The organism is Virgibacillus dokdonensis (genome assembly GCF_900166595.1).
Lineage (GTDB): Bacteria > Bacillota > Bacilli > Bacillales > Amphibacillaceae > Virgibacillus > Virgibacillus dokdonensis.
The window spans coordinates 758,579-780,519 of the sequence record NZ_LT745763.1; the positions used below are offsets into that span (position 1 = coordinate 758,579).

The 21,941-nt window shown below is 37.0% G+C and carries 17 protein-coding genes, 1 pseudogene and 1 riboswitch; of the genes and pseudogenes, 16 read left to right on the forward strand and 2 right to left on the reverse strand.

The genetic code is table 11. From position 1 onward, the window contains the following. Positions 1 to 45 precede the first annotated feature (45 nt). The 13 genes and pseudogenes from B2C77_RS05295 (at position 46) to B2C77_RS05355 (ending at position 14,848) form a co-directional block, all read left to right on the forward strand. Complete coding sequence (locus tag B2C77_RS05295; RefSeq protein WP_077702695.1) at positions 46 to 1,728, forward strand: SulP family inorganic anion transporter; 1,683 nt, start codon at positions 46 to 48, stop codon at positions 1,726 to 1,728. After that, positions 1,721 to 2,272, forward strand: coding sequence for a carbonic anhydrase (locus B2C77_RS05300; protein ID WP_077702696.1), 552 nt, complete (start codon positions 1,721 to 1,723; stop codon positions 2,270 to 2,272). Before B2C77_RS05295 ends, B2C77_RS05300 begins: the two co-directional genes overlap by 8 nt. A gap of 162 nt (positions 2,273 to 2,434) precedes the next feature. Next, positions 2,435 to 3,562: an MBL fold metallo-hydrolase gene (locus B2C77_RS05305; RefSeq protein WP_077702697.1), complete on the forward strand. Its 1,128-nt coding sequence runs from the start codon at positions 2,435 to 2,437 to the stop codon at positions 3,560 to 3,562. 337 nt (positions 3,563 to 3,899) lie between these two features. After that, complete coding sequence (locus tag B2C77_RS05310; protein ID WP_077702698.1) at positions 3,900 to 5,204, forward strand: globin-coupled sensor protein; 1,305 nt, start codon at positions 3,900 to 3,902, stop codon at positions 5,202 to 5,204. A 183-nt stretch (positions 5,205 to 5,387) separates the two neighbouring features. After that, the gene (locus B2C77_RS05315; protein ID WP_077702699.1) at positions 5,388 to 5,807 is read left to right on the forward strand and encodes a hypothetical protein; all 420 of its coding nucleotides are present in this window, start codon (positions 5,388 to 5,390) and stop codon (positions 5,805 to 5,807) included. A 307-nt stretch (positions 5,808 to 6,114) separates the two neighbouring features. Beyond that, a riboswitch (FMN riboswitch) is annotated at positions 6,115 to 6,263 on the forward strand. Positions 6,264 to 7,155: 892 nt separating this feature from the next. After that, positions 7,156 to 8,544 (forward strand): group II intron reverse transcriptase/maturase, encoded by a 1,389-nt coding sequence (ltrA, locus tag B2C77_RS05320; protein ID WP_077701832.1) that lies wholly within the window; start codon positions 7,156 to 7,158, stop codon positions 8,542 to 8,544. 382 nt (positions 8,545 to 8,926) lie between these two features. Beyond that, positions 8,927 to 9,535, forward strand: coding sequence for a riboflavin synthase (ribE, locus tag B2C77_RS05325; protein WP_331805381.1), 609 nt, complete (start codon positions 8,927 to 8,929; stop codon positions 9,533 to 9,535). A 142-nt stretch (positions 9,536 to 9,677) separates the two neighbouring features. Then, positions 9,678 to 10,268: pseudogene (gene ribB / locus B2C77_RS05330) on the forward strand (3,4-dihydroxy-2-butanone-4-phosphate synthase); the annotation flags it as partial. Between the two features lie 28 nt (positions 10,269 to 10,296). Beyond that, positions 10,297 to 10,761 carry a 6,7-dimethyl-8-ribityllumazine synthase gene (ribH, locus tag B2C77_RS05335; RefSeq protein WP_414930283.1) on the forward strand — a complete coding sequence of 155 codons (465 nt, stop codon included), beginning with the start codon at positions 10,297 to 10,299 and terminating at the stop codon, positions 10,759 to 10,761. Positions 10,762 to 11,358: 597 nt separating this feature from the next. Next, positions 11,359 to 11,538: a hypothetical protein gene (locus B2C77_RS05340; RefSeq protein WP_077702702.1), complete on the forward strand. Its 180-nt coding sequence runs from the start codon at positions 11,359 to 11,361 to the stop codon at positions 11,536 to 11,538. Positions 11,539 to 11,544: 6 nt separating this feature from the next. Continuing rightward, a complete protein-coding gene (locus B2C77_RS05345; protein ID WP_077702703.1) occupies positions 11,545 to 13,419 on the forward strand; it encodes an ABC-F family ATP-binding cassette domain-containing protein in 1,875 nt (624 codons plus the stop codon). A 201-nt stretch (positions 13,420 to 13,620) separates the two neighbouring features. After that, positions 13,621 to 14,193, forward strand: a complete 573-nt coding sequence (locus B2C77_RS05350) for a hypothetical protein (protein WP_176087279.1) — start codon at positions 13,621 to 13,623, stop codon at positions 14,191 to 14,193. Positions 14,194 to 14,263: 70 nt separating this feature from the next. After that, on the forward strand, positions 14,264 to 14,848 hold the full coding sequence (locus B2C77_RS05355; protein ID WP_077702705.1) for a hypothetical protein: 585 nt from the start codon (positions 14,264 to 14,266) through the stop codon (positions 14,846 to 14,848). Between the two features lie 51 nt (positions 14,849 to 14,899). Here B2C77_RS05355 and B2C77_RS05360 read toward each other — a convergent pair whose 3' ends face one another. After that, the gene (locus B2C77_RS05360) at positions 14,900 to 16,627 is read right to left on the reverse strand and encodes a DNA-binding protein (RefSeq protein WP_077702706.1); all 1,728 of its coding nucleotides are present in this window, start codon (positions 16,625 to 16,627) and stop codon (positions 14,900 to 14,902) included. A 331-nt stretch (positions 16,628 to 16,958) separates the two neighbouring features. Here B2C77_RS05360 and B2C77_RS05365 point away from each other — a divergent pair, with 331 nt between their 5' ends. The 3 genes from B2C77_RS05365 (at position 16,959) to B2C77_RS05375 (ending at position 20,379) form a co-directional block, all read left to right on the forward strand. After that, a complete protein-coding gene (locus B2C77_RS05365) occupies positions 16,959 to 18,005 on the forward strand; it encodes a C45 family autoproteolytic acyltransferase/hydrolase (protein ID WP_077702707.1) in 1,047 nt (348 codons plus the stop codon). Between the two features lie 257 nt (positions 18,006 to 18,262). Further along, entirely contained in the window at positions 18,263 to 18,934 is a 672-nt protein-coding gene (locus B2C77_RS05370) for a hypothetical protein (protein WP_077702708.1), read from the forward strand. Positions 18,935 to 19,287: 353 nt separating this feature from the next. Next, entirely contained in the window at positions 19,288 to 20,379 is a 1,092-nt protein-coding gene (locus B2C77_RS05375; protein ID WP_077702709.1) for a glycerol dehydrogenase, read from the forward strand. Between the two features lie 92 nt (positions 20,380 to 20,471). Here the strand turns inward: B2C77_RS05375 and B2C77_RS05380 are convergent, their stop codons facing one another. Then, on the reverse strand, positions 20,472 to 21,815 hold the full coding sequence (locus tag B2C77_RS05380) for a CoA-disulfide reductase (RefSeq protein ID WP_077702710.1): 1,344 nt from the start codon (positions 21,813 to 21,815) through the stop codon (positions 20,472 to 20,474). Positions 21,816 to 21,941: the final 126 nt, after the last annotated feature.

A 21,941-nucleotide genomic window follows, 5' to 3' on the forward strand; every position in this document is an offset into this window, starting at 1 on the left:
CATGAAAAGCGTCTGTACCCGATTCAGCAGGAAGGGGTTTTTAAATTGTGGAAAAAACTAGTTCCAGCGTTTGATTGGTTGCCAAATTATAATCGTAGTGATTTCAGTGGTGACTTATCAGCCGGATTAATTGTAGCCATTATGCTAATCCCACAAGGTATGGCTTATGCCATGTTAGCTGGTTTAGACCCAGTTATCGGACTATATGCTTCAACAATTCCTTTAATTATCTATGCGCTTTTTGGTACATCAAGACAGTTAGCAGTAGGTCCAGTAGCAATGGTGTCTTTACTTGTTCTAAGTGGTGTTTCAACATTAGCCGAACCCGGATCATCGGAGTATGTTTCGCTCGTTCTTTTACTCATGCTAATGGTAGGATTGATTCAATTATTATTAGGGGTTCTTAAGCTAGGATTCTTAGTTAACTTTCTGTCGCATGCTGTCATTAGTGGCTTTACTTCAGCAGCAGCGATCATTATCGGTTTGAGTCAATTAAAGGACCTAACTGGTGTTACGTATGAATCTGGAAAAAGTGAAGTGTTTTTGCTTATCTTAGAATCTGTAAAACGAATATCCGAAATTAACCCAATTACATTAACGATTGGTATTGGTAGTATTGTTTTGTTAATTCTATTTAAAAAATATGTAAAAAAGATACCTGGCCCTATTGTAGTGGTTACACTAAGCATCTTAGCAGTGTATGTTTTCAATTTATATGAAGATGGTGTATCGATTGTAGGGCAAGTTCCTAAAGGACTGCCAGCATTGTCTTTCCCAACATTTACGATGGATTCCATCGTTGCTTTGCTACCAATAGCGTTTACCATTACCTTTGTTGGCTTTATGGAATCTATTGCTATGGCAAAGGCTATCGCAGCTAAAGAAAAGTATAAAGTAAATGCAAATCAGGAATTAATAGGCTTAGGTTTGGCAAATGTTGGAGGTTCCTTTTTCTCTGCTTATCCTGTAACAGGTGGTTTTTCTAGATCAGCGGTCAATTACCAAGCAGGTGCAAGAACGCCGTTAGCTTCAATTATTACGGCAGTGCTCATTATGCTAACATTACTTTTTTTCACAGATTTATTTTATTATCTTCCAAAGGCTGTGTTGGCGGCAATTATTATGGTAGCTGTCTATAGTTTGATCGATTTTCATGAAGCTAAAAAACTATTTAAACTTAACAATGCAGACGGTTGGACTTGGATACTAACATTTTTGGCAACATTAGTGCTCGGAATTCAAACAGGTATTTTAATCGGTATTGTATTTTCACTGCTTGTCTATGTTAGTAAAAATGCTTATCCACATATTGCGGAATTAGGCTTTGTGGAAAGTCGTGGTGTGTATAAAAACAAGCAACGTTATCCTGATGCAATGGATGATCCAGAGGTAATCATCTTTCGTGTAGATGCTGATCTGTTCTTCGCTAATATGTCATTTGTTGAAGATAAATTGTGTAATCGGTTAGCAGAAAAACCAGATACAAAGTATGTTATTATGGATTTTTCCGGAGTGAATTCGATGGATGCTGTTTCCATTCATTCATTGGAGGAAATGATGCAGACTTGTAATCAGCATACGCAATTTTTATTTGCGGGTATTAAAGGGCCTGTCATGGATGTATTAGAAAAAGCAAGCTGGGATAAAAAATACCATCAGATGATTCACTATATTACTATTGAAGAAGCAGTAAAATCATTGAAAAATAGGGTGAAGAACGATGGATGAACAACATATCATTCAAAGTAATCAAGATTTTGTTAAAAAAACGCAATTGGAAGACCCGGATCTTTTCAATCAGTTACAACAAGGGCAACACCCTGATTTCTTCGTATTAGCATGTAGTGATTCTCGAGTTAGTCCATCAGTCATTTCGCAAATGAAGCTTGGCAATATGTTTGTCCACCGAAATATTGCTAACCAAGTAGCGAAAGAGGATGCAAGTTTTTCAGCGAGTCTTTATTATGCCTTGGTCCATCTTAAAGTGAAGCATATTATTATAAAGGGGCATACAGAATGTGGTGGTATTCACGCTGCTTGGAGTGGTAACAATGAAGAAGAATTAGCACCATGGATTGCTAACATCCGCAGTAATTTACCAGATTCAAGTTCTAACAAAGAAGTCTCCATGGATGAGCTAACGAAAACCAATATCATGAAACAGGTAGAGCATATAAAAGATCATCCTATCTACAAAGCATATGGAGAAGGAGTAAGCGTAAGTGGATTATTGTTCCATCTTGACAGTGGAAAATTAGAAAAAATCGTCTAAGTTTTAAGTGGTTGACAATGTGGATATATTATTCTATAATACCTCATAGGGTATAATGAAGAGAAGTTATTTTTTTGGCTTTAACAATACCCTGCGGGGTATTGTTAAAGAGTAAGGATCCAAAAGTAAGTAAATAAAAACGTAACAAATGGAGGTATGGAGATGTCTTTTACAGCAATGAAGTCTCATGAAGTAGCAAGAAAGGTCATCCAAAAGAAAGAATTATTTATTTTGGATGTTCGTAATGAAAGTGATTTTGCAGATTGGAAGATAGAAGGAGAAAATTTTTCATATTTAAACGTCCCTTACTTTGATTTAATTGATGGTGTAGATAGTATTTTAGATAAATTGCCAACAGATAAAGATATTTTAGTTGTTTGTGCGAAGGAAGGATCTTCTGTAATGGTTGCTGAAATGCTGTCGGAACAGGGATTACAAGTTTTCTATTTAGAAGGCGGTATGAAAGCTTGGAGCGAACACATGGAGCCAATAAAAGTTGGTGATTTAACTAACGGTGGTGAAATGTATCAATTTGTTCGCTTAGGAAAAGGATGTCTCTCTTATATGGTAGTGTCTAATGGTGAAGCGGCAATTATTGATGCTACACGCATGACAGGAATTTTCACTCGTTTTGCGAAGGAGCTTGGCGTTACTATTAAGCATGTGCTCGACACACACTTGCATGCAGATCATATTTCTGGTGGTAGAAGTATCGCTAAAGAAACAGGAGCGACGTATTGGCTTCCACCGAAAGACGCTGGAGAAGTTGTATTTGATTATCAAGCTCTAGAAGACGGGGAAGAAGTGAAGATTGGTAATACAACCATTAATATCCATGCTTTATATAGCCCGGGGCATACCATTGGTTCTACATCCTTTGTCGTCGGTGAAAAATATTTATTGACAGGTGATATTCTATTCATTGATTCTATTGGTAGACCAGATTTAGCTGGACTTGCAGAAGATTGGGTAGGAGATCTACGCGAAACGTTGTATCATCGTTACCGTGAATTATCAAATGAACTCATCGTTCTTCCGGCTCACTTTATGATTATCGAAGAATTGAATGAAGATGGTACAGTTGCTGAAAAGCTGGGAACACTATTTGCGAAGAACCACGGATTAAATATTGAAGACGAAGCGGAATTTAGAAAACTAGTAACGGAGAATTTACCACCTCAACCAAATGCGTATCAAGAAATTCGTCAGACGAATATGGGGAAAATTACTCCTGATGAGGAAAAACAACGTGAAATGGAAATCGGTCCTAATCGTTGTGCTGTTCGATAATAATAAGTGAAAGAGAAAACTGTCTTAAAACGCTTGTTTTGGGGCAGTTTTCTTTTGCAGCCAAGTTTTTCTACCACAATAGAAAGAAATGGAAAGAAAAAACTATCGTATGGCAAATGAAAGATGGACAATAATTTAAAGTAGTGAGCATTTTGGTCGACATATATAAGGTGTACCCTAAAACTGAAATGGTTGTATAAGAGAGAAGAAAGACATTAAATGTATGCTGCAGTTTGAATAATCGCTCTTTTGGGCTTTTTATAGGAAAATCGTAGCAAAATCTAGTAGAATATAACTACTTGTCATATAGATATATACATAAATAGGGGGTTTTGCAATGATTTTTAAAAAACAGAAAGAGGCTTCTTTTTTTCGAAAAAGTGCAGGGAAGAATACGGAGATAAGCTTGAAGGTAGAGAATGGTAATGATGTTGCTAAGCAAATTCAAATGATTGGGCTAACTATATCTGATCTATCCATCATTCGTCAATTAAAGCCTTATGTAATACAAAATAGCCATGAGATTGTTGAACGTTTTTATGATAATTTAGCTAAGGAACCATCTTTAATGCAAATTATTAATACACACAGTTCCATTGAAAAATTAAAACAAACGTTAAAGCGACATATATGTGAAATGTTTGATGGTGTCATCAATCCTACTTATTTTGAAAAACGAGTAAGAATTGCTAACATGCATGTAAATATAGGACTTGATACAAAATGGTATATGAGTGCCTTTCAGGATTTGTTTTTATCGCTAATGGATATCATTGAGCAAAATATAGAAACGAAAAATGAATCGCTTTTGGCTATACGTGCAGTATCAAAAATAATTAATTTAGAACAGCAACTTGTGCTAGAAGCCTATGATCAAAAGACGAACCAATTAAAACGGGAAGCAAATTTACAAAAACAACAAATTCGGGAGCGAGTAGCAGAATCTACGGAAAGCTTAGCAGCTATTTCTGAAGAAACGAATGCTTCCTTTCAGCAGTTGCAATCGCAATCAAAAGAAGTGATAGCGATTGCCAATAATGGCACATCATTATCGGAGGATGCTTACAGTAGAGCAAAAAAAGGAAAAGAACAATTAAATAAGCAGGATGAAAACATGAAAGCTCTATATAATTCGGTAGAGCATCTAGGAAATGATGTGCACCATTTATTAGATGTTTCTAAAAAGATGCAGTCCATTGTAAATATTGTTAAAGAAGTTGCTGAACAAACGAATTTACTTGCCTTAAATGCTTCTATAGAAGCAGCAAGAGCGGGTGAATACGGCCGAGGGTTCGCAGTAGTGGCTGAAGAAGTTCGCAATTTATCTGAACAAACGAAAGAATCGGTAACGAATGTATCCTCACTCATTGGGAATATGAATACGCAAGTGGATAAGATTACAAGCTCCTTAAGTGCAGTAGGAACAAAAATTAAACAAGGAAACGATGGGTTGCAAGAAACAGAGCAGCATTTTTCACAAATAATGGAAGCCATGCATGAAACAAAAAATCAAAATAATAAGATTGATCGTGAAATTGTATCTTTTATAGATATTATTACAGAATTAAGTAAAGCAGTTGACGAAGTAGCAGCTTCTGCAGATCATTTAACAACCATTACATATGAAATGAACGAAAGTTAAACGATATAAAGTGCTGTAAGATTTCATCCATAGGACTTGGCGACAAACCAAGTCCTATGGCCGAAAAACGACAGTGTTTTTCTTATATGTATTTGTCATTAATTCTGATATAATGAAGGTAGCATCAGGTTTTGCGGAAAATGACTTTTTTATGAAAATTATAATGATAAAGAGGTGATAAATATGTCAAAATTTGAAGAGAATGTAATGAAGCTATTAGGTGAAATAAACAGTCGGCTTGATAAAATGGATGAGAAGTTCGCAGGTATAGACAGTCAATTTGATAAAGTAAATGAGAAGTTCGCAGGTATAGACAGTCAATTTGATAAAGTAAATGAGAAGTTCGCAGGTATAGATAGTCGATTTGATAAAGTGGATGAGAAGTTTGTTGAAATGAACGATAGATTTGAAAAGCTGGAAACAGATATAGAAGAAATAAAAGCGGAGAATCAGTTCATTAAACGTGCTGTATTAGAAACTAATGATGGCGTTAAAACTATTTCGGAAGATCAAAAGTCCATTCATGAAATATTAGGTGAGCATGACGTTTCGATTAGAACGTTACGAAGAAAATCTGCTTTAATTGAGGAATACGAATTGTAATTTATATTTACAATATAGGAAAAGGCTATATCATAAAAGGAGCCACCATGCCTTGTCTAGAGCGAGACACCCTCTAAATGTTAACCCCCTTGGCTAGACAGACAAAACATCTTGAAAATGTGACGATAAGGCAAGCTTTTCTAATATGTGATGAACAAGGCAAGTAAGTTTTTAAACTTGCTTTTTATTTTTGTTATTGATACTATCTAGTTATCAGAAAAGAAAAAACATGTGATAAGCAAAGGTTTCTTCCTAAATACTTATGCGGATCCATGTTAGAACTTACTGAAAACCAAAACTAAATTTAGCATTCCTTCGGGGCAGGGTGAAATTCCCGACCGACGGTGAAAAGTGGTACGCCACTTTAAGTCCGTGACCCGTTTGATATTCGCGCAAACGGTGGATCTGGTGTGATTCCAGAACCGACAGTTAAAGTCTGGATGGGAGAAGGAAAAAGGTAATTCCATATTTGGATAGTTGTTCCAAACTAGATGGCTTTATTGTGCCTGTTTATCATGAAGATGAATTGGGTTTTTAGCCATTCGAAAAGAATAACAGATATAAAAGAAAGCGCTAAACTGTATGTTTTTTCCCATAAAATCCGTACACTACATGAAATAACCAAGTTCTTTTACACGATAAGATAGTGGTTTATCGGATAAGAAAAACCAGTGTTTTATTCCATAAAGACTTGGACACAAGCCATTTTTTCTAAAGATAAGGTAAAGAAAAAGGTTCTAGTTGTGGTGGCAAAACAGGGAATAGCTTAAGTTTGACTTTTGTGGGATAGAATCATAGCTACTTTTTTTTTAATAACTTACTAGCCTTTCTATTATTGACTGTCCAAAAGCGGAAACAAGAGGAATAATCTGACTTTTCAAAGCCCCTAAATCTATGTTTAGGGGCTTTTTGTGGGTGCGCCCTGCATGGGCGAAAACTTGGTGGTGAAAGTCCACTACAGGCATGGCAGTAGGAACTGTTAGCGAAAGACAAGGTGGCTATCGCGAGGTAGTGGCTGAAGGAAGTCGGACGCAAACTCCTGAACTGACGAACAGAAACTAGATAGAAGGCTGAATTAGGTCGGATAAGGTTGCCTAACAAACTGAAGTCCAATACTGCCCGAAACCTATACAGTAAATCTAGCAGTTACATGGGAGGAAAGTTTTCGCTCTTACCGGGGGAGGTCTTGTGAGGGTGCAGTGGGAGTTGAATGATAACAAACCAGCACAACCAAGACGATGACGTCTTGGTGAATCACAAGAAGTCAGCAGAGGTCATAGTAATGTTACTTGACGAAACATGAAGGACCGAACAATAGTCGTTTTGAAAGCTCTAGGAGGTGTGTAAGGTGCGACAACTGCAGAAAACAGGAGAATCTGGCTATCGGCAGAGAGATAGTGTGGAACATGAAGGGTATGTCGAAGCGCATAGTGGCTTACATGGTGAAAAGAACAATCAAAATGGTGTATCCAATCTGTTTGAAAGAATCCTGTCAAGGAACAATCTCAATCAAGCTTACCTTCAAGTCGTCAGAAATAAGGGGGCAGCCGGTGTAGACGGTATGACGTGCGACCAACTACTTCCATACTTGAAGGAACATAAAGAGGAACTATTACTCCAGTTATATCAAGAAAAATACAAACCGCAACCCGTCCTGCGGGTTGAAATCCCGAAACCAGACGGTGGAAAGAGAAAACTGGGGATTCCGACAGTCATCGACCGGATGCTTCAACAAGCGATTAACCAAGTGCTCCAACCAATATTTGAACCAAAGTTCTCCGATAATAGTTTTGGGTTTCGTCCAAAACGTAGTGCACATCAAGCCATCATACGGGCAAAGTCATACTACGAACAAGGGTACAAATATGTGGTGGATTTGGATATGAAATCCTACTTCGATACGGTAAATCATGACAAACTGATGTATTTCGTGGAAAAACAGATAGATGATAAGCGCGTGCTTCGCTTGGTAAGACAGTATTTATTGAGTGGAATTATGATAAACGGTATCTTTGAGAAATCGGAAGAAGGAACGCCGCAAGGTGGAAACTTATCGCCGTTACTCAGTAATATTTATCTGAATGAATTAGACCAACGATTAGAAAAGCGTGGTCACAGATTCGTCCGCTATGCGGACGACTGTAATATCTATGTGAAAAGCAGGAGAGCAGGATATCGGGTAATGGATAATATAACGAACTTTCTTGAGAAGGATCTGAGTTTAACTGTTAACCGAGAAAAGAGTGCGGTTGGAAGTCCTTTGAAACGTAAGTTTCTTGGCTTCTGCTTATTAGCTACGAAGAAGGGTGTCAAAATTCGTCCGCATAATAAAGCGAAAGTGACCGTCAAAAGGAAACTCAAGCGGATCACCAAACGCAATCGTGGACGACATCTCGAAGTGATTCTTAAAGAAATCCAACAACTTATGACAGGTTGGATAAACTACTATGGCATAGGGGAAATGAAAGGATTTATAAAGAATCTCAATGGATGGTTGAAGCGAAGAATTAGACAATATCTCTGGAAGCAGTGGAAAAACCCACGCACAAAAAGGAAAAATCTAATTCGCTTAGGTATCGATAAACATAAAGCTTATGAATGGTCGAATACAAGAAAGGGCTACTGGGTTATATCCAGTAGTTATGTACTCCATCGTTCATTAACAGATAAAGAACTGGCATCGAGAGGATATAAAGACATCGCTCTACAATACCAGTTCGTACACTCAAACTATTGAACCGCCGTATACCGAACGGTACGTACGGTGGTGTGAGAGGGGCGTAAAGTTACTTAACTTTTCCCTCTACTCGATTCTAGGAAATTATAAAATTTTGCAGCATGGGCCCCGTCCGGCTCCAGCGCCCAGCAATTAGGCGACTTCACGAATCGCCTTACTATAAGTCATAGATCGGTTTGTTCTAAATAGGAAGGCCGACTAAAGACGGGCTTGCCGGAGGACAATGGGAAAGTATAAAAGTTTAAAAACTTATAGTATAAGAAGAACTACAGTTTTTGCTATAAGACTTATCTACAAGTCCAATTTTTCTAATGACCCTATGTTTTTGCGACCTTCTCCCAGAAGCGATAGGTTATAAGTCGGTTAATAATTAAAGGAGAGGATGAGTGGTTTGTTTACTGGAATTATTGAAGAAAAAGGGGAAATCATTTCCATGAAACATACTTCTAAGCACGCAATCGAATTAGCAGTGAAAGGTTTTAAAGTGTTACGTGATGTCCAACTAGGGGACAGTGTAGCTATTAACGGTATCTGCCTAACGGTAACTTCTTTCGATAAGCACAGTTTTGCAGTTGACGTTATGCCGGAAACGTTTAAAACAACTTCCTTACGATCATTAAAAGTAGGTTCTGCTGTGAACTTAGAACGTGCGATGGCAGCTAACAGTAGGTTTGGGGGACATTTTGTTTCTGGGCATGTGGATGGATTAGGAACCATTATTCGAAAGCAATATGAAGAAAACGCTATTTATTATGATATTAAAATCTCAGCAGATTTAGCAAAGTATGTTATTTCTAAAGGATCAGTTGCTGTGGATGGTGTTAGCCTCACTGTATTTAAGGTAAAGAACAATATATTTACGATATCGCTTATTCCACATACAGCTTCGGTAACGATAGTAGGGAAAAAGAATATAGGTGATATTGTGAATATAGAATGCGACATGCTCATGAAGCATGTAGAACATTTATTGGCGTTTTCAAGAAAATAGAAAATTTGAGTACAGCCTTTTTACAAGAGAACGGTTTCATCCCAAATAGAGGGTAGTAAGATTATCTTCATAAAAACCTGGTGATAAGTCAAGATGGTTTAACCATGAAATGGATATAGTTAGTTAAATAAGAAAGGAGAATATTATGGACACGATAGTAGAAGCGATAGAGGACTTAAAAGCAGGAAAGCCGGTGATTGTGATAGATGATGAAAACCGGGAAAATGAAGGGGATTTTGTTGCTATATCTGAATACATTACGCCAGATGCCATTAATTTTATGATAACACATGGTAAGGGATTAGTATGCACAGCGGTAGATTGTAAAATAGCAAAACGGCTTGGATTAACATTAATGCCAACAACACATACAGACCCATTTGCAACTGCATTTACCATTAGTGTCGATCATAAGAAAACAACAACAGGTATTAGTGCATTTGACCGTGCGACAACCATTCGTGCGCTTGCGAACCCTTTCTCTGAAAAAGATGATTTTCATCAGCCTGGGCATGTGTTTCCGTTAATTGCTAAAGATGGTGGTGTGTTTGTACGTCAAGGACATACAGAAGCTGCAGTAGATTTAGCAAAATTATGTGGAGCTACGGCTTCAGGGACCATATGTGAAATCATCCATAGCGATGGCTCGATGGCAAGGCTGTCGGATTTAGAGAAAATGGCTGAACAATTTAATGTAAGAATCATTTCTGTACAGCAATTAGTAACATATAAAATAACACAAAATGAGGAGTGTGGCGTCATTGAGTAACGTAATACAAGGTGATTTAGTCGGAACAGACCTGCGGATTGGCATTGTAGTTGGTAGATTTAATGATTTTATTACTACAAAATTAGTAGAAGGGGCACAAAACACATTAATGCGTCACGGTGTAATCGCTGATCATATTACAGTTGCTTGGGTACCTGGAGCATATGAGATTCCATTAGTTGCAAAGAAGATGGCAATGAAAGATGCGTATGATGCGATTATTACGCTTGGGGCGGTGATTCGCGGTGCTACGCCACATTTTGATTATGTTTGTAATGAAGTGGCAAAAGGTGTATCGCAAGCATCGCTACAAGCGGATAAACCAGTTATCTTTGGGGTTTTAACAACGGAAACTATTGAGCAGGCAGTTGAAAGGGCAGGAACAAAAGCTGGAAATAAAGGTTCTGAGGCAGCCGTTGCTGCGATTGAAATGGCTAATTTGCTTAAGAGCCTGTAAGGAAGTACACTTAGGTAGTTAACTATATACTTGTAAAATCATTTTTACACCTTAAGGAAATTATATTGATGGAAGGTGTTGTGACGCCTCATTTTAAGGATTGGAAAATTGTGATTTAAACGATCTTCAGTGGGAGATAACAGCATCTGCATCCTTTTTTTCGTAAGCGTGTTTTCGGTCATCTCCTTGCTATACGAAGCAAGCACCAGAGTAAAATAGGAAAGGTAAAGTGAAACATTGCTTAATAGAGGTCTGGCGGTAAGTAAGTTTTTGTTAAAAAATTAATACATTGATCTTAGGCGTATGCTAGAGGTATTATAATAGACAATGGGATAAAGAAGGGCATGCTTATATAATTTTCTGTCTTTTTAATGATAGAAAGCTATCATAGATTCCTAATGAACGAGCCACATCCATACAATAGTGGCTTTCTAAGCGAAGAGAGTTTTTAAGAGTTATCGTATAATTAAACCATGGTAAACATTGGGGGAATCACTATCTACTATACTTGCAGTCGAGTTTTTATACAAAGTGTATTGCGCTATTTGACGGAAAGCCAAGTTTTTCTAATGATACATATTTTGGGGGGAGATTGTTTTGAAGCTTATATTAGCACAATTACTACTCATCGGTGTTGTCTGGACTGGTATGGCTTTTTTCTTTTCGGAAATGACAGAGCCAGCTAAGATTATTTTTTATTTAGTGACTTCATGGATGTTATTATTAATCGTACTTATTGCAAAAATATGGTGGAAAAACAGAAAGAATGAAGGATGATGACAAATGCTATCAATAGAAAATGCTTCCAAATCGTATGGCGATAAAACACTGTTTCATGCAGTTACCTGTCATATTACTAGTGGTGAGCGAATTGGGTTAATTGGCGTCAACGGTACAGGAAAGTCTACCTTTTTAAAAGTTATTGCTCGCATCGAACCAGCCGATCAAGGAGAAATTCATCATGCAAATGATTATCGTATTCAATATTTATCTCAAGACCCGTCATTAGATCCAAACTTAACTGTAATGGAACAAATCTATTATGGGGACGCGGCTATCATGAAGGTGATGCGTAATTACGAGGAAGCGCTGCTTCAGTTACAGCAAAAACCTGAAAGTGAAAAGGTGCAAAACAATTTACTAGCTGCACAGCAAGAAATGGATCGCTTGGGAGCTTGGGAAGCTAATACGACAGCGAAGACCATTTTAACAAAGTTGGGAATTACAGATTTCGATAAGCTAACAGCGACACTATCAGGAGGGCAAAAAAAGCGAGTAGCTCTTGCAAATGCATTAATTCAGCCCGCTGATCTACTTATTTTAGATGAGCCGACGAATCATTTGGATCATGCGGCTATTGAATGGTTGGAGAAATATTTACAGACGTATCCCGGATCGCTGTTGCTAGTAACCCACGATCGTTACTTTTTAAATCGAGTTACCAACCGAATTTTTGAATTGGATCGTGGTAATTTATACACATATGAAGGGAATTATGAACTGTTCTTAGAAAAGAAAGCAGAACGCGAGGAACAGGAAAAAAGTGAAGAAATAAAACATCAAAATACGCTGCGACGGGAATTAGCTTGGTTGAGAAGCGGTGTAAAGGCACGTTCTACAAAACAAAAAGCAAGAATTGATCGTGTGCAAGCTATGAAGGGAAAGACGTTTAATACGAAACAGGAAAAACTTGAAGTTCCTGTTGGTTCGTCAAGGCTCGGAAAAAAAGTTATCGAATTAAAACAAGTGCATAAATCATTTGGGAATAAGGAAATGCTATCTAATGTAAAAGAACTGTTAATACCTGGTGACCGTGTAGGTATTGTAGGACCTAATGGATCTGGAAAGACTACTTTTCTTCATATTATGGCACAACGGCTAATACCTGATGCTGGTGAAGTGATCGTTGGAGATACAGTAAAAATTGGTTACTATACGCAAGGGGAAGAAGAGTTAGACGGGGAACAGCGTATTATTGATTATATTAAAGAGATAGCGGACGTCATTTACACAAAAGATGGTTCTGTGATTACAGCTGAGCAAATGCTGGAACATTTTTTATTCTCGCGGAAACAGCAATGGACGTATATTCGAAAATTATCGGGCGGAGAAAAGCGCAGGCTATATTTACTGAAAGTGTTAATGCAAGAGCCTAATGTGTTGTTTCTGGATGAACCAACAAATGACCTAGATACGCAAACGTTAAGCGTGCTAGAAGAGTACTTGGATCGTTTCCCAGGAGTTGTCGTCACTGTTTCTCATGATCGTTATTTCTTAGATCGAGTTGTCGACAGGTTAATTATTTTTGATGGCAAAGGGAATATTACTTCTTATCATAGTAATTATAGTGATTTTTTAGCGCAACAAGAGAAAGCCGAAATAGCAACGAAAGCGGAAAAGAAGACCAAGATCGTAAAGCAATCACCAAGCCTACAAAAGAAAAAGCTGTCCTATATGGATAAGAAAGAATGGGACGAAATCGAGGATGTTATAGCTTCGTTGGAAGAAAAGCTAGAAACGATTAAAAATGATATTGTGGAGGCGGGAAGCGATTCAGAAAAAGTGCAGAAACTATACGAAGAGCAGATGAGCGTAGAACAAGCTCTAAATAAAAAAATGGACAGATGGGAAGAACTATCTTTGCTTATAGAAGAATAGTTCCCTCTATATGAAAAAACACGGTGCTTGTTAACTATAACACTGTGTTTTTTCGTTATTTAACAAATAGTAGCTCTTGTGTAGAGAGCGGACGGTATTGAATGATAGTTTGCATAAAATAAACCTTTTATGTCTAAACTTACATAGAGTAGATGATGTATTTTTGTTATAAATATAAGTGCTATGACTGATTTCAAAAAGGTGAGTTTATTGAGTGCTGAAACATTATATCTGCAAATATATAACTTGAAAGAAAAACTGGGTAAGTTAGAATCAGAGTACTGGCAACTTACCTCTAATGTTGAAACATGGTACTTTTGGTTTAATATTTCGTTTTTCTTTATCCCGCTGTTCATTTTATACAAATTTATTGATCGAGAGAGAATATTTGAAATATCATTTTATGGATATTCTGTTCATATGATTAGTTCCAAAGTGAATGGTGCGTTAGAGGCGAATAATTTGCTTGTTCATCCTCATGATTTAACATCTTTATTTCCTAGTGGCATGACAGTAACAGCGGTCATTTTACCAGTAGCTTATATGCTATTGTATCAATATTGTATCAATCAGAATAAAAATTTTTATGTCTACACGCTATTATTATCTATTTTAATTTCCTACGGTCTTGATTATATATTTATTCTGATTGATTATTTAAAGCTTAACAAAGGGATGAATTTAACCTATTTATTGTTATTAAATTTTGTGGCGGCATGTCTGTCCTACTGGTTGACCGTTTTGTTTAAGTGGATCAAGGTACATAGAAAGTAGAAGGAAAGGAATAGTTTTAAATGCGTGAACACAAACTAAACGTAATAAAGCGACGTGAGGTGAGTGAGTCATGAACGAGCAAGAAATGATGAATAAAATATTTCATTTAAAAGATGAGTTGGATTATTACAGGCAGCAATTTTGGGAGCTAACGTCAAGTATCGATACATGGCATTTTTGGTTTAATTGGATAAGTGTTCTGATTCCACTTGTTCTCTTGTACTTTTTTATGGATCGAAAAAGCGTTTTTGAATTAGGTTTTTTTGGGTTTGCTATTCATGTGATGTGGACAAATATAGATACGGTGTTATCCATGAAGAATGTATTAATTACCCCACATAATATTTTTTATTTATTTCCAACAAGCTTAACAATTACAACGGTTGTATTGCCGGTAGGTTTTATGTTTATATATCAATATTGCGAAAACAAAGGGAAAAATTACTATATCGCAGCAATTATTATGTCAGCCTTTTTCGGATATTTGTTAGCACCTACTTTTGAAGCTATAGGAATGCTGGAGTTAAGAGCAGGTATGCGATTTACTTACATTTTTTTAATTGACATTGCCGTTGCTTATTTGGCTTATTGGTTAACGAAAGGATTCTGGTTATTAAAACGGCAGGGAGGTAAATCATCAAAACAAGCAGGCTAACCTAAGGCTAGCCTGTTTGTTTAAGAGTTATCTTTAAAGTTGTAAAATACTTTACTGTTTAGTGTTGGCCAACCCTTCAATTGCGATCGTTTCTACAATAGCTGTTTGGTTGTCTCTAATATTAGCTTCTAATTCTACTTTGTCTCCTTGCTGCAAGAATATGGCTCTTGGAGCTTTTCCGGAGTTCACCGTGTAGATAATAGGGTCATCTTGAAGTAGAAATTGTACAACTTGCTTTTTATCTTGTGTTGTAACTAGTACACGTTCTACTTCGCCGTCACGCTTTTCTAAGTTTGCATCTCCCGTTGATTCCACATTACTTGGATCTTGTGCCAAAGCAAGGCGATAAGATTCTAGTGTGCCTCTAGCAGTATCTCCAAAGACGACGAAATCGGAATCGGCTGCTTTAATATAAGCATAATGTTTAAAGAGTCCATTTGGATCGAGAACATTCACGACCCATGTAGGGTTTCCATCGATATTATAAAGAACTGGCATGGATCCAGTCCATTTTTTCTCTGGAAATTCTTTGTTGACAATCTCTTTTGCACCTTTACTATCCATAATGCCGTTATTTTTTTCTCCGTTAAAATATGTTAATTCACCTGTTCTAGCGTTTATTAGTGTATAACCTAGAGCAGAGTCAATGTTTTCCTTTGGAGAGGACATATCAGTAAAGTAATGCATTTCCCCATTCTCGTCAAAGATTGGTGTAACACTTGCTTCAGTCCCAGATTCGTTCGGTATTTTAACATCTTTTTTGCCAAAGATAGAATTGAGCCATCCATGTACATATTTTCCGAAGTATTCATTTTCCTCCGAAGCCATCTCAGAGCTAATAGGGCCTTCAATAAATGAAGGTGCTTCTTCTGATTTATACAGCTTTACATCACTGGATACTGGATCAACAACAGCTACATGTAATTTTTGCAAATTAGGTTTATTCGTTAATCCAATCGGTTTATACAGTGTCTGTACATACCAAGGTTTTCCTTCTTCATCGACTTCAATTTGCGCCTCTCCGCTTTGGATATAATCAGGATGCGCATTGTAAATGGTTCGTGATATTTGATGGTTAAAGTAACTTGAATTGGTATATTTCATCTTGCTCTTAACAAATTTTGGCTGCGCGTTTACATCTGTAGCTGAGATGGTGAAATATCCTTCTGTTTCTTTACCGCGAAAGTATTTCCAAAACCCAGTAAACTCTACAGGGGCTACAAAAACAATCTCGTCACCGATCTTTTGTACTTGTAATTTACCTAGATCATAAAACTGTGTATTTGGTACTACGCTCATTGCCTTTTGTACTTTATTTCTTGCGAATTCTGGTGATACAACAATTGGTGTTGCATCTTGATCTAATGGTTTTGCTTCGTCTATTTCTTCTTTGGTTATGGACTGATGTGCATCATCTAACGTAAAGATTCCTAAAATGATGAAACCGGGAATAGTAATAATGGCAAGCAGAATAAGTGCCCCTGTAATAGCATCAAAATGCTTGGTTGATTTCGTGAATGGTTTACTTTTTGTTAGTGCATATAAGCTAACCATTCCTACAGTCCCGACAATTAAATTTGCTATCGTCATGTTCGGTATCGTAATTGGTGGCATGACTATGTATATGATAATCACACTGAGTATGAATAAGGTCGCAAAAACAAGACCAACTGCTTTTAGTGTTGTCATGCGGTATTTTTTATTTTGTACAATAAAAAATATAGCGATAAGAGCATACAAAATAAATGAAAGTATCGTTGTTGTTAGCATTCCTATCATTTTTTCCACTCCTTAAAAAATTTGGCTTGTCGCCAAGTCTTCTGGCAACAAGCTGTTTTTTGCTTATACTATAAACCTTTAAACTTTTATACTTTCCTATAGTATAAATAAAAAATCTACCTGTTTCTACGTTTTTAAAAAGAGAAAAGTTTCATTAAACATATAAACTGAGGTGTTATCAGATGAGAAAATCCTATACTTTTCTAAGTGTATTATAAACCATAGCGTTTATGTTACGATTGGGCAATGATCTAAGCAAACCTTTTCGATTTTCAAATGGAAGAAAAAGGATTACAATGAGAAAAGAAATGAAGGAAAAGGGTGGGAAACGATGCAAACCATCTATAGTGATGTTAAACAATTTCGGGGCAGTCATTATGATTATGGCTATCAACAAGGATTAAATCTAAAGCAGACATATATATTGCAAAATAGGAAAAAACAATGGAATATCCGGCAACCACGATTTGAAATTCATGAAGCTGAAGTAAAGCAAATAATCCAACCAATTGCACCTGGCATTTGGGATGAATTATGTGGGTTAATGGATGCACTTCAATGGCAGATGGTCGATATACTAAAAGAATTTGGTGGTTACCGATTGGAATATAAAAAAAGCGGCTGTTCCATTTTTACTAGTTCTGAATACATGATCCGCAACTACGATTATCATCCAAAGACATATGAAGGTCGCTATACGGTTTTTCAGCCTAGCGATCAAGGTTATGCAACGATTGCTCCATCTCAACGCATCACTGGTAGGATGGATGGAATGAATGAACACGGATTAGCAATTGGCTATAATTTTATTCATCGACGTCGTCCCCAAGATGGATTTATTTGTAATATGATTGCAAGAATCGTCATAGAGAATTGTAAAAATGCACAAGAAGCAATAGCTTTATTACAGGAAATTCCCCATCGACATTCGTTTAGTTATGTTTTATTGGATAAAAATGGGGAAAGCTATGTTGTAGAAGCGTCACCACGGTCTGTAAATATTCGTACAGATCAAGTTTGTACCAATCACTTTGAGAATCTGGTTGAAGAGAATCGTCATCATTTAAAAGACTCAAAACGAAGGCAACAAATCATTAAGGAGCAAACGAACGATACAACCAATGCTTATGAAGCTTTTAAACTGATGAATGATTCTAAACGTGGGGTTTTTTCGACGAAATATAAGCAATGGGCTGGAACGATTCATACATCAGGTTATTTTCCTAAGCAGTTAAAAGCATGGTTCGCCTTGGGAGGCGATAGAGACCCGGTTATTTTTGATTTCAAAAAGTGGTTAAGTGGAAAAAACTTTACTATTAAACAGGTGATTGGTAAAGTAGATACTTCATTACCGTTTATTCATATGGAAAGAATATGAACGTAAAGTATGTGCTGTAAGACGACGAGTTAAACAATGTGGGAATACATATTGCTAAATACGCGTTTGTCAAAACTTAGGTGATAATGATTGTATGAATATTTCATAGCACAATGAAAAAATGCACCATGAAAAGCCTACTTTAGCTTGGGGAAACGTTTAAATAACTAGAAAAAAAGGAATATCAATATAAGTCTTTCCTTTTGTACCATAGTTGTAATATACTCTAATGGAACATCATTATAGGAGGTAGTCTAATGAAGCTTTTTCAAGTGAGGAAAGGGCAGTTTGTTTTTTATCGAAATGAATTGCACCAAGTGTATTCAGTAAAGCCGATGTTTAAGAAATCTGTACATTTATATCGTTTAAAGGATATGCAACAGATATTGACGAAAGCAAGTGAAATTGAATTATGTCGTCCACAACATAATGATACATTTATTTTTTATGGGAAACGATATACCATTGATAAATATAAACGACCAGAGTCAGGTGATTATATTCTAATCATTAAGCCAGCGCCAGATTTTCTTGACCACTATTCACTGAATGCGATTGAAAAAGTTGATAGTGTAGAAGATGGGAATGTGGTTACTACTAGAGATAATGGTGTAAAGCATAGCGAATATGTTGTAATGGTTCCAGGGAAAGCAGAAGCTAGTCGAGAAATTGCATATTATGATAAAAGTTTGGTCCCTGAGGAGCAGCAAATTCAAGATGAATCGATCAGCTACTTGGCGGAAAGTGATACGAATCTTAAACCTGCTGTTGGGGATATTTATATTGATGTACATCAAGAAACAAAGGCAATGATTGTTGCGATGACCGAAGATGAAGTCGTATTTGGTCACGGGGTTCGCATACATGTATCTGATTTGTTAAATGAAGAGAAGTATAAATTAGTTTATCGGTTTGAAGAGGATTTATAAGGAGTAGCTGACTCTACAGAAAGCACGTTTTCTGGTAGGGTTGGCTATTTCATTTTTCCTTTATCTTAGTTGATTTGTTCCACTCGCTACGTTGCTAAACGGGTGCCCCGAGCCTTTATTCTATGGCATATAAAATAGCTGAGTTATTAAAAAAATGTGAAATTAGTCACGGAAAGCTTGTATAATTTATTTGATCACTGATATACTAAAAGGTGTGTGGAGTACTAAAATTGTCCGGGAATTCAATTGGAAATGCAGGTATGTAAAGAGAGAAGTTTTTATAAATTAGCTCAAGCTTTTGTTACGTTGCCTGCATATCTACTCTTTGATAACCGGTAGAAGGGGCGATGACAATGTCAGAAATTATTTTTATTTCACCAAGCAAGTATATTCAAGGAAAAGATGCTTTAAAGAGTCTAGGGAAACATGTCAAGCCAATTGGTAAAAAGCCATTAATTTTGTCTGATGATGTGGTATGGGAGATTACAAAAGAAACCATTGAAGCAAGTATGAAAGAAGAAAATGTAGCTTATCATTATGTACCATTTAATGGTGAGGCTTCCATAGCTGAAATTGATAGAGTTGTAAAGAAAGGTAAAGAAGCAAGTGTTGATACGGTAATAGGTGTAGGCGGAGGAAAGACGCTCGATACCGCAAAAGCAATTGCTGACGGATTGGAAGTAAGCGTTATTATCGTTCCAACAACTGCGTCCACTGATGCGCCTACAAGTGCGTTATCTGTTATTTATAGCGATGAAGGTGTTTTTGAGTCGTATAAATTTTATGATAAAAACCCAGATCTTGTGTTAGTTGATACAGCTGTTGTCGCTAAAGCGCCTGCAAGGCTCTTTGCTTCAGGAATTGCTGACGCAATGGCGACATGGGTTGAGGTAAGAGCTACATTGAAGAGTAATGGAGAAGCTATGGCAGGTGGAAAACCAAGTATTGCTGCCAAAGCGATTGCGAAAGAATGTGAACATACACTATTTGCATATGGCGAAGCTGCATTTCATGCAGTGAAGAAAGGTATTGTAACCAAACATGTAGAAGCTGTAGTTGAAGCAAATACATTGTTATCTGGTCTAGGGTTTGAAAGTGGTGGTCTAGCAGGTGCGCACGCTATCCATAATGGTTTTACAGTTCTAGAGGGAGATATTCATCATTTAACACATGGTGAAAAGGTCGCTTACGGTACATTAGTACAGCTTGTTTTAGAATTGCATCCAAAAGATGAGTTACAAAAATACATCGACTTTTATAAGAAATTAAGCTTGCCAACGACTTTAAAAGAGATGCATTTGGATAATACTTCTTATGAAGATTTACTCCGAGTTGGTAAGGCTGCTACACAGGAAGGCGAAACGATGAGCAATTTATCCAATGAAGTTACTGCAGATGATGTGGCCAATGCCATTCTTGCGGTAGACCAATTAAGCAATGCGTAAGATTAAAATGAGAAAAGAAATCTTAAAAAAGAACCGTCCAATAGCTTTAGGGCGGTTCTTTTTTTGTACTATAGGAAACTAACAAGATTGTTCTATGTCTTTAACATAGATGCTGCTTTGTATCCAAGGATATTCACGGGATCTTTTGGACTGGAATAAGGCGGTGCATAGGCAAGCTCTATTTCTTGCAAATCAAAAACAGTAAGCTTTCCTTTAATAGCAGTTGATAAAATGGCCAACCGTTTATCAGCACCTGCATAGCCAACTACTTGTCCACCGTAAATCTGCCCATCTTTAGCATCAAATAAAACTTTGATCCAAAGTTTGTCTGCAGAAGGAAAATAACTAGCATTCGATAAGGTTTCTAATGTTGCTTCTTTAAATAAAATGCCTCTAGCTGTTAAACTGTCACTGTTAGCACCAGTGGCTCCAATGGTCATATCAAACAGCCGTAATATACTTGAGCCAATGGCCCCTTGATAGGGAATATATTCATTGTTTAAATGGCTAGCAATGATAAAAGCTTGGCGATGGGCTGGCCAGGCTAAAGCAATTATTTTTGCTGCTCCAGTAATTTCATCGGTTGTCTCCACAGCATCTCCAAGTGCATAGATGGAAGGGTCTTCCGTTTGCATAAAATGATTTACTTTAATAGCGCCCGTTTCGCCAATTGATAAATCCGCATTGCTTGCTAATTGAGTATGGGGTTTTATTCCTACCGCCATAATGGTCAGATCAGCTTCTACTGTTTTGCCGCTCTCTAAATGTAAAGTTCTTCCGTCATTCGTAAACTTTTTTAACCCATCATGAAGGACTAAGTTTATATTTTTTTCTTTTATATACGAATGGACAAGTGCAGCCATATCGCTATCTACGGGATTCATTACTTGGTCAGACCGATCAATTAATGTGCAAGTTATCCCTTGTTCATAAAGATTTTCCAGCATTTCTAAACCAATAAAACCTCCTCCAACGATGGCGGCTGTTTTTGGTTGCTGTTCTTGCATGTACTTCGCGATTTTATCCATATCAGGGATTGTGTGCAGAGAAAAAGTGCGTGCTTTATTTAATCCTGGGATAGATGGCATGATTGCGGTAGCGCCTGGGGATAAAATAAGTTTGTCGTAGTTCTCCGTGTTTTCTTGTCCATCTGCCATGTAAGTAACTGTTTTCTCGTTTCGCTGAATAGCGGTTACCTCAGCCTTGGTTTTTACGTTTACATTATACTTTTCGGTAAATTTCTCTGTGGAAAATAAAATCTGATCACGGTCTTGCACAGTACCCCCTAAATAATAGGGCATGCCACAATTTGAAAAAGCGACGTATTCTCCTTTTTCAAACAGCATAATGATAGCATCTTGATTATTTCTACGAATTTGTGCTGCAACTGTAGCGCCTCCCCCAACTCCACCTACAATGAGTATTTTCTGTGCCATGAAACCACTCCTTATGTCTCTTTTATTAACTTAGCGCATGTCTAGTTATGAAGAAGACTAGACATGTAAAAATCTTTGCTATTGCAATGGAAGTAAACCTCTTAGGAAAAAATAAATTGCTATAAT

Excerpts from the sequence above, each read along its gene's own strand:
- B2C77_RS05300 (WP_077702696.1), top strand. The coding sequence starts at position 1,721 with ATGGATGAACAACATATCATTCAAAGTAATCAAGATTTTGTTAAAAAA.
- B2C77_RS05315 (WP_077702699.1), top strand. The coding sequence starts at position 5,388 with ATGTCAAAATTTGAAGAGAATGTAATGAAGCTATTAGGTGAAATAAAC.
- B2C77_RS05305 (WP_077702697.1), top strand. The coding sequence starts at position 2,435 with ATGTCTTTTACAGCAATGAAGTCTCATGAAGTAGCAAGAAAGGTCATC.
- B2C77_RS05380 (WP_077702710.1), bottom strand. The coding sequence starts at position 21,815 with ATGGCACAGAAAATACTCATTGTAGGTGGAGTTGGGGGAGGCGCTACA.
- B2C77_RS05375 (WP_077702709.1), top strand. The coding sequence starts at position 19,288 with ATGTCAGAAATTATTTTTATTTCACCAAGCAAGTATATTCAAGGAAAA.
- ribE (WP_331805381.1), top strand. The coding sequence starts at position 8,927 with ATGAGTGGTTTGTTTACTGGAATTATTGAAGAAAAAGGGGAAATCATT.
- B2C77_RS05370 (WP_077702708.1), top strand. The coding sequence starts at position 18,263 with ATGAAGCTTTTTCAAGTGAGGAAAGGGCAGTTTGTTTTTTATCGAAAT.
- B2C77_RS05365 (WP_077702707.1), top strand. The coding sequence starts at position 16,959 with ATGCAAACCATCTATAGTGATGTTAAACAATTTCGGGGCAGTCATTAT.
- B2C77_RS05355 (WP_077702705.1), top strand. The coding sequence starts at position 14,264 with ATGAACGAGCAAGAAATGATGAATAAAATATTTCATTTAAAAGATGAG.
- B2C77_RS05360 (WP_077702706.1), bottom strand. The coding sequence starts at position 16,627 with ATGATAGGAATGCTAACAACAACGATACTTTCATTTATTTTGTATGCT.
- B2C77_RS05345 (WP_077702703.1), top strand. The coding sequence starts at position 11,545 with ATGCTATCAATAGAAAATGCTTCCAAATCGTATGGCGATAAAACACTG.
- B2C77_RS05310 (WP_077702698.1), top strand. The coding sequence starts at position 3,900 with ATGATTTTTAAAAAACAGAAAGAGGCTTCTTTTTTTCGAAAAAGTGCA.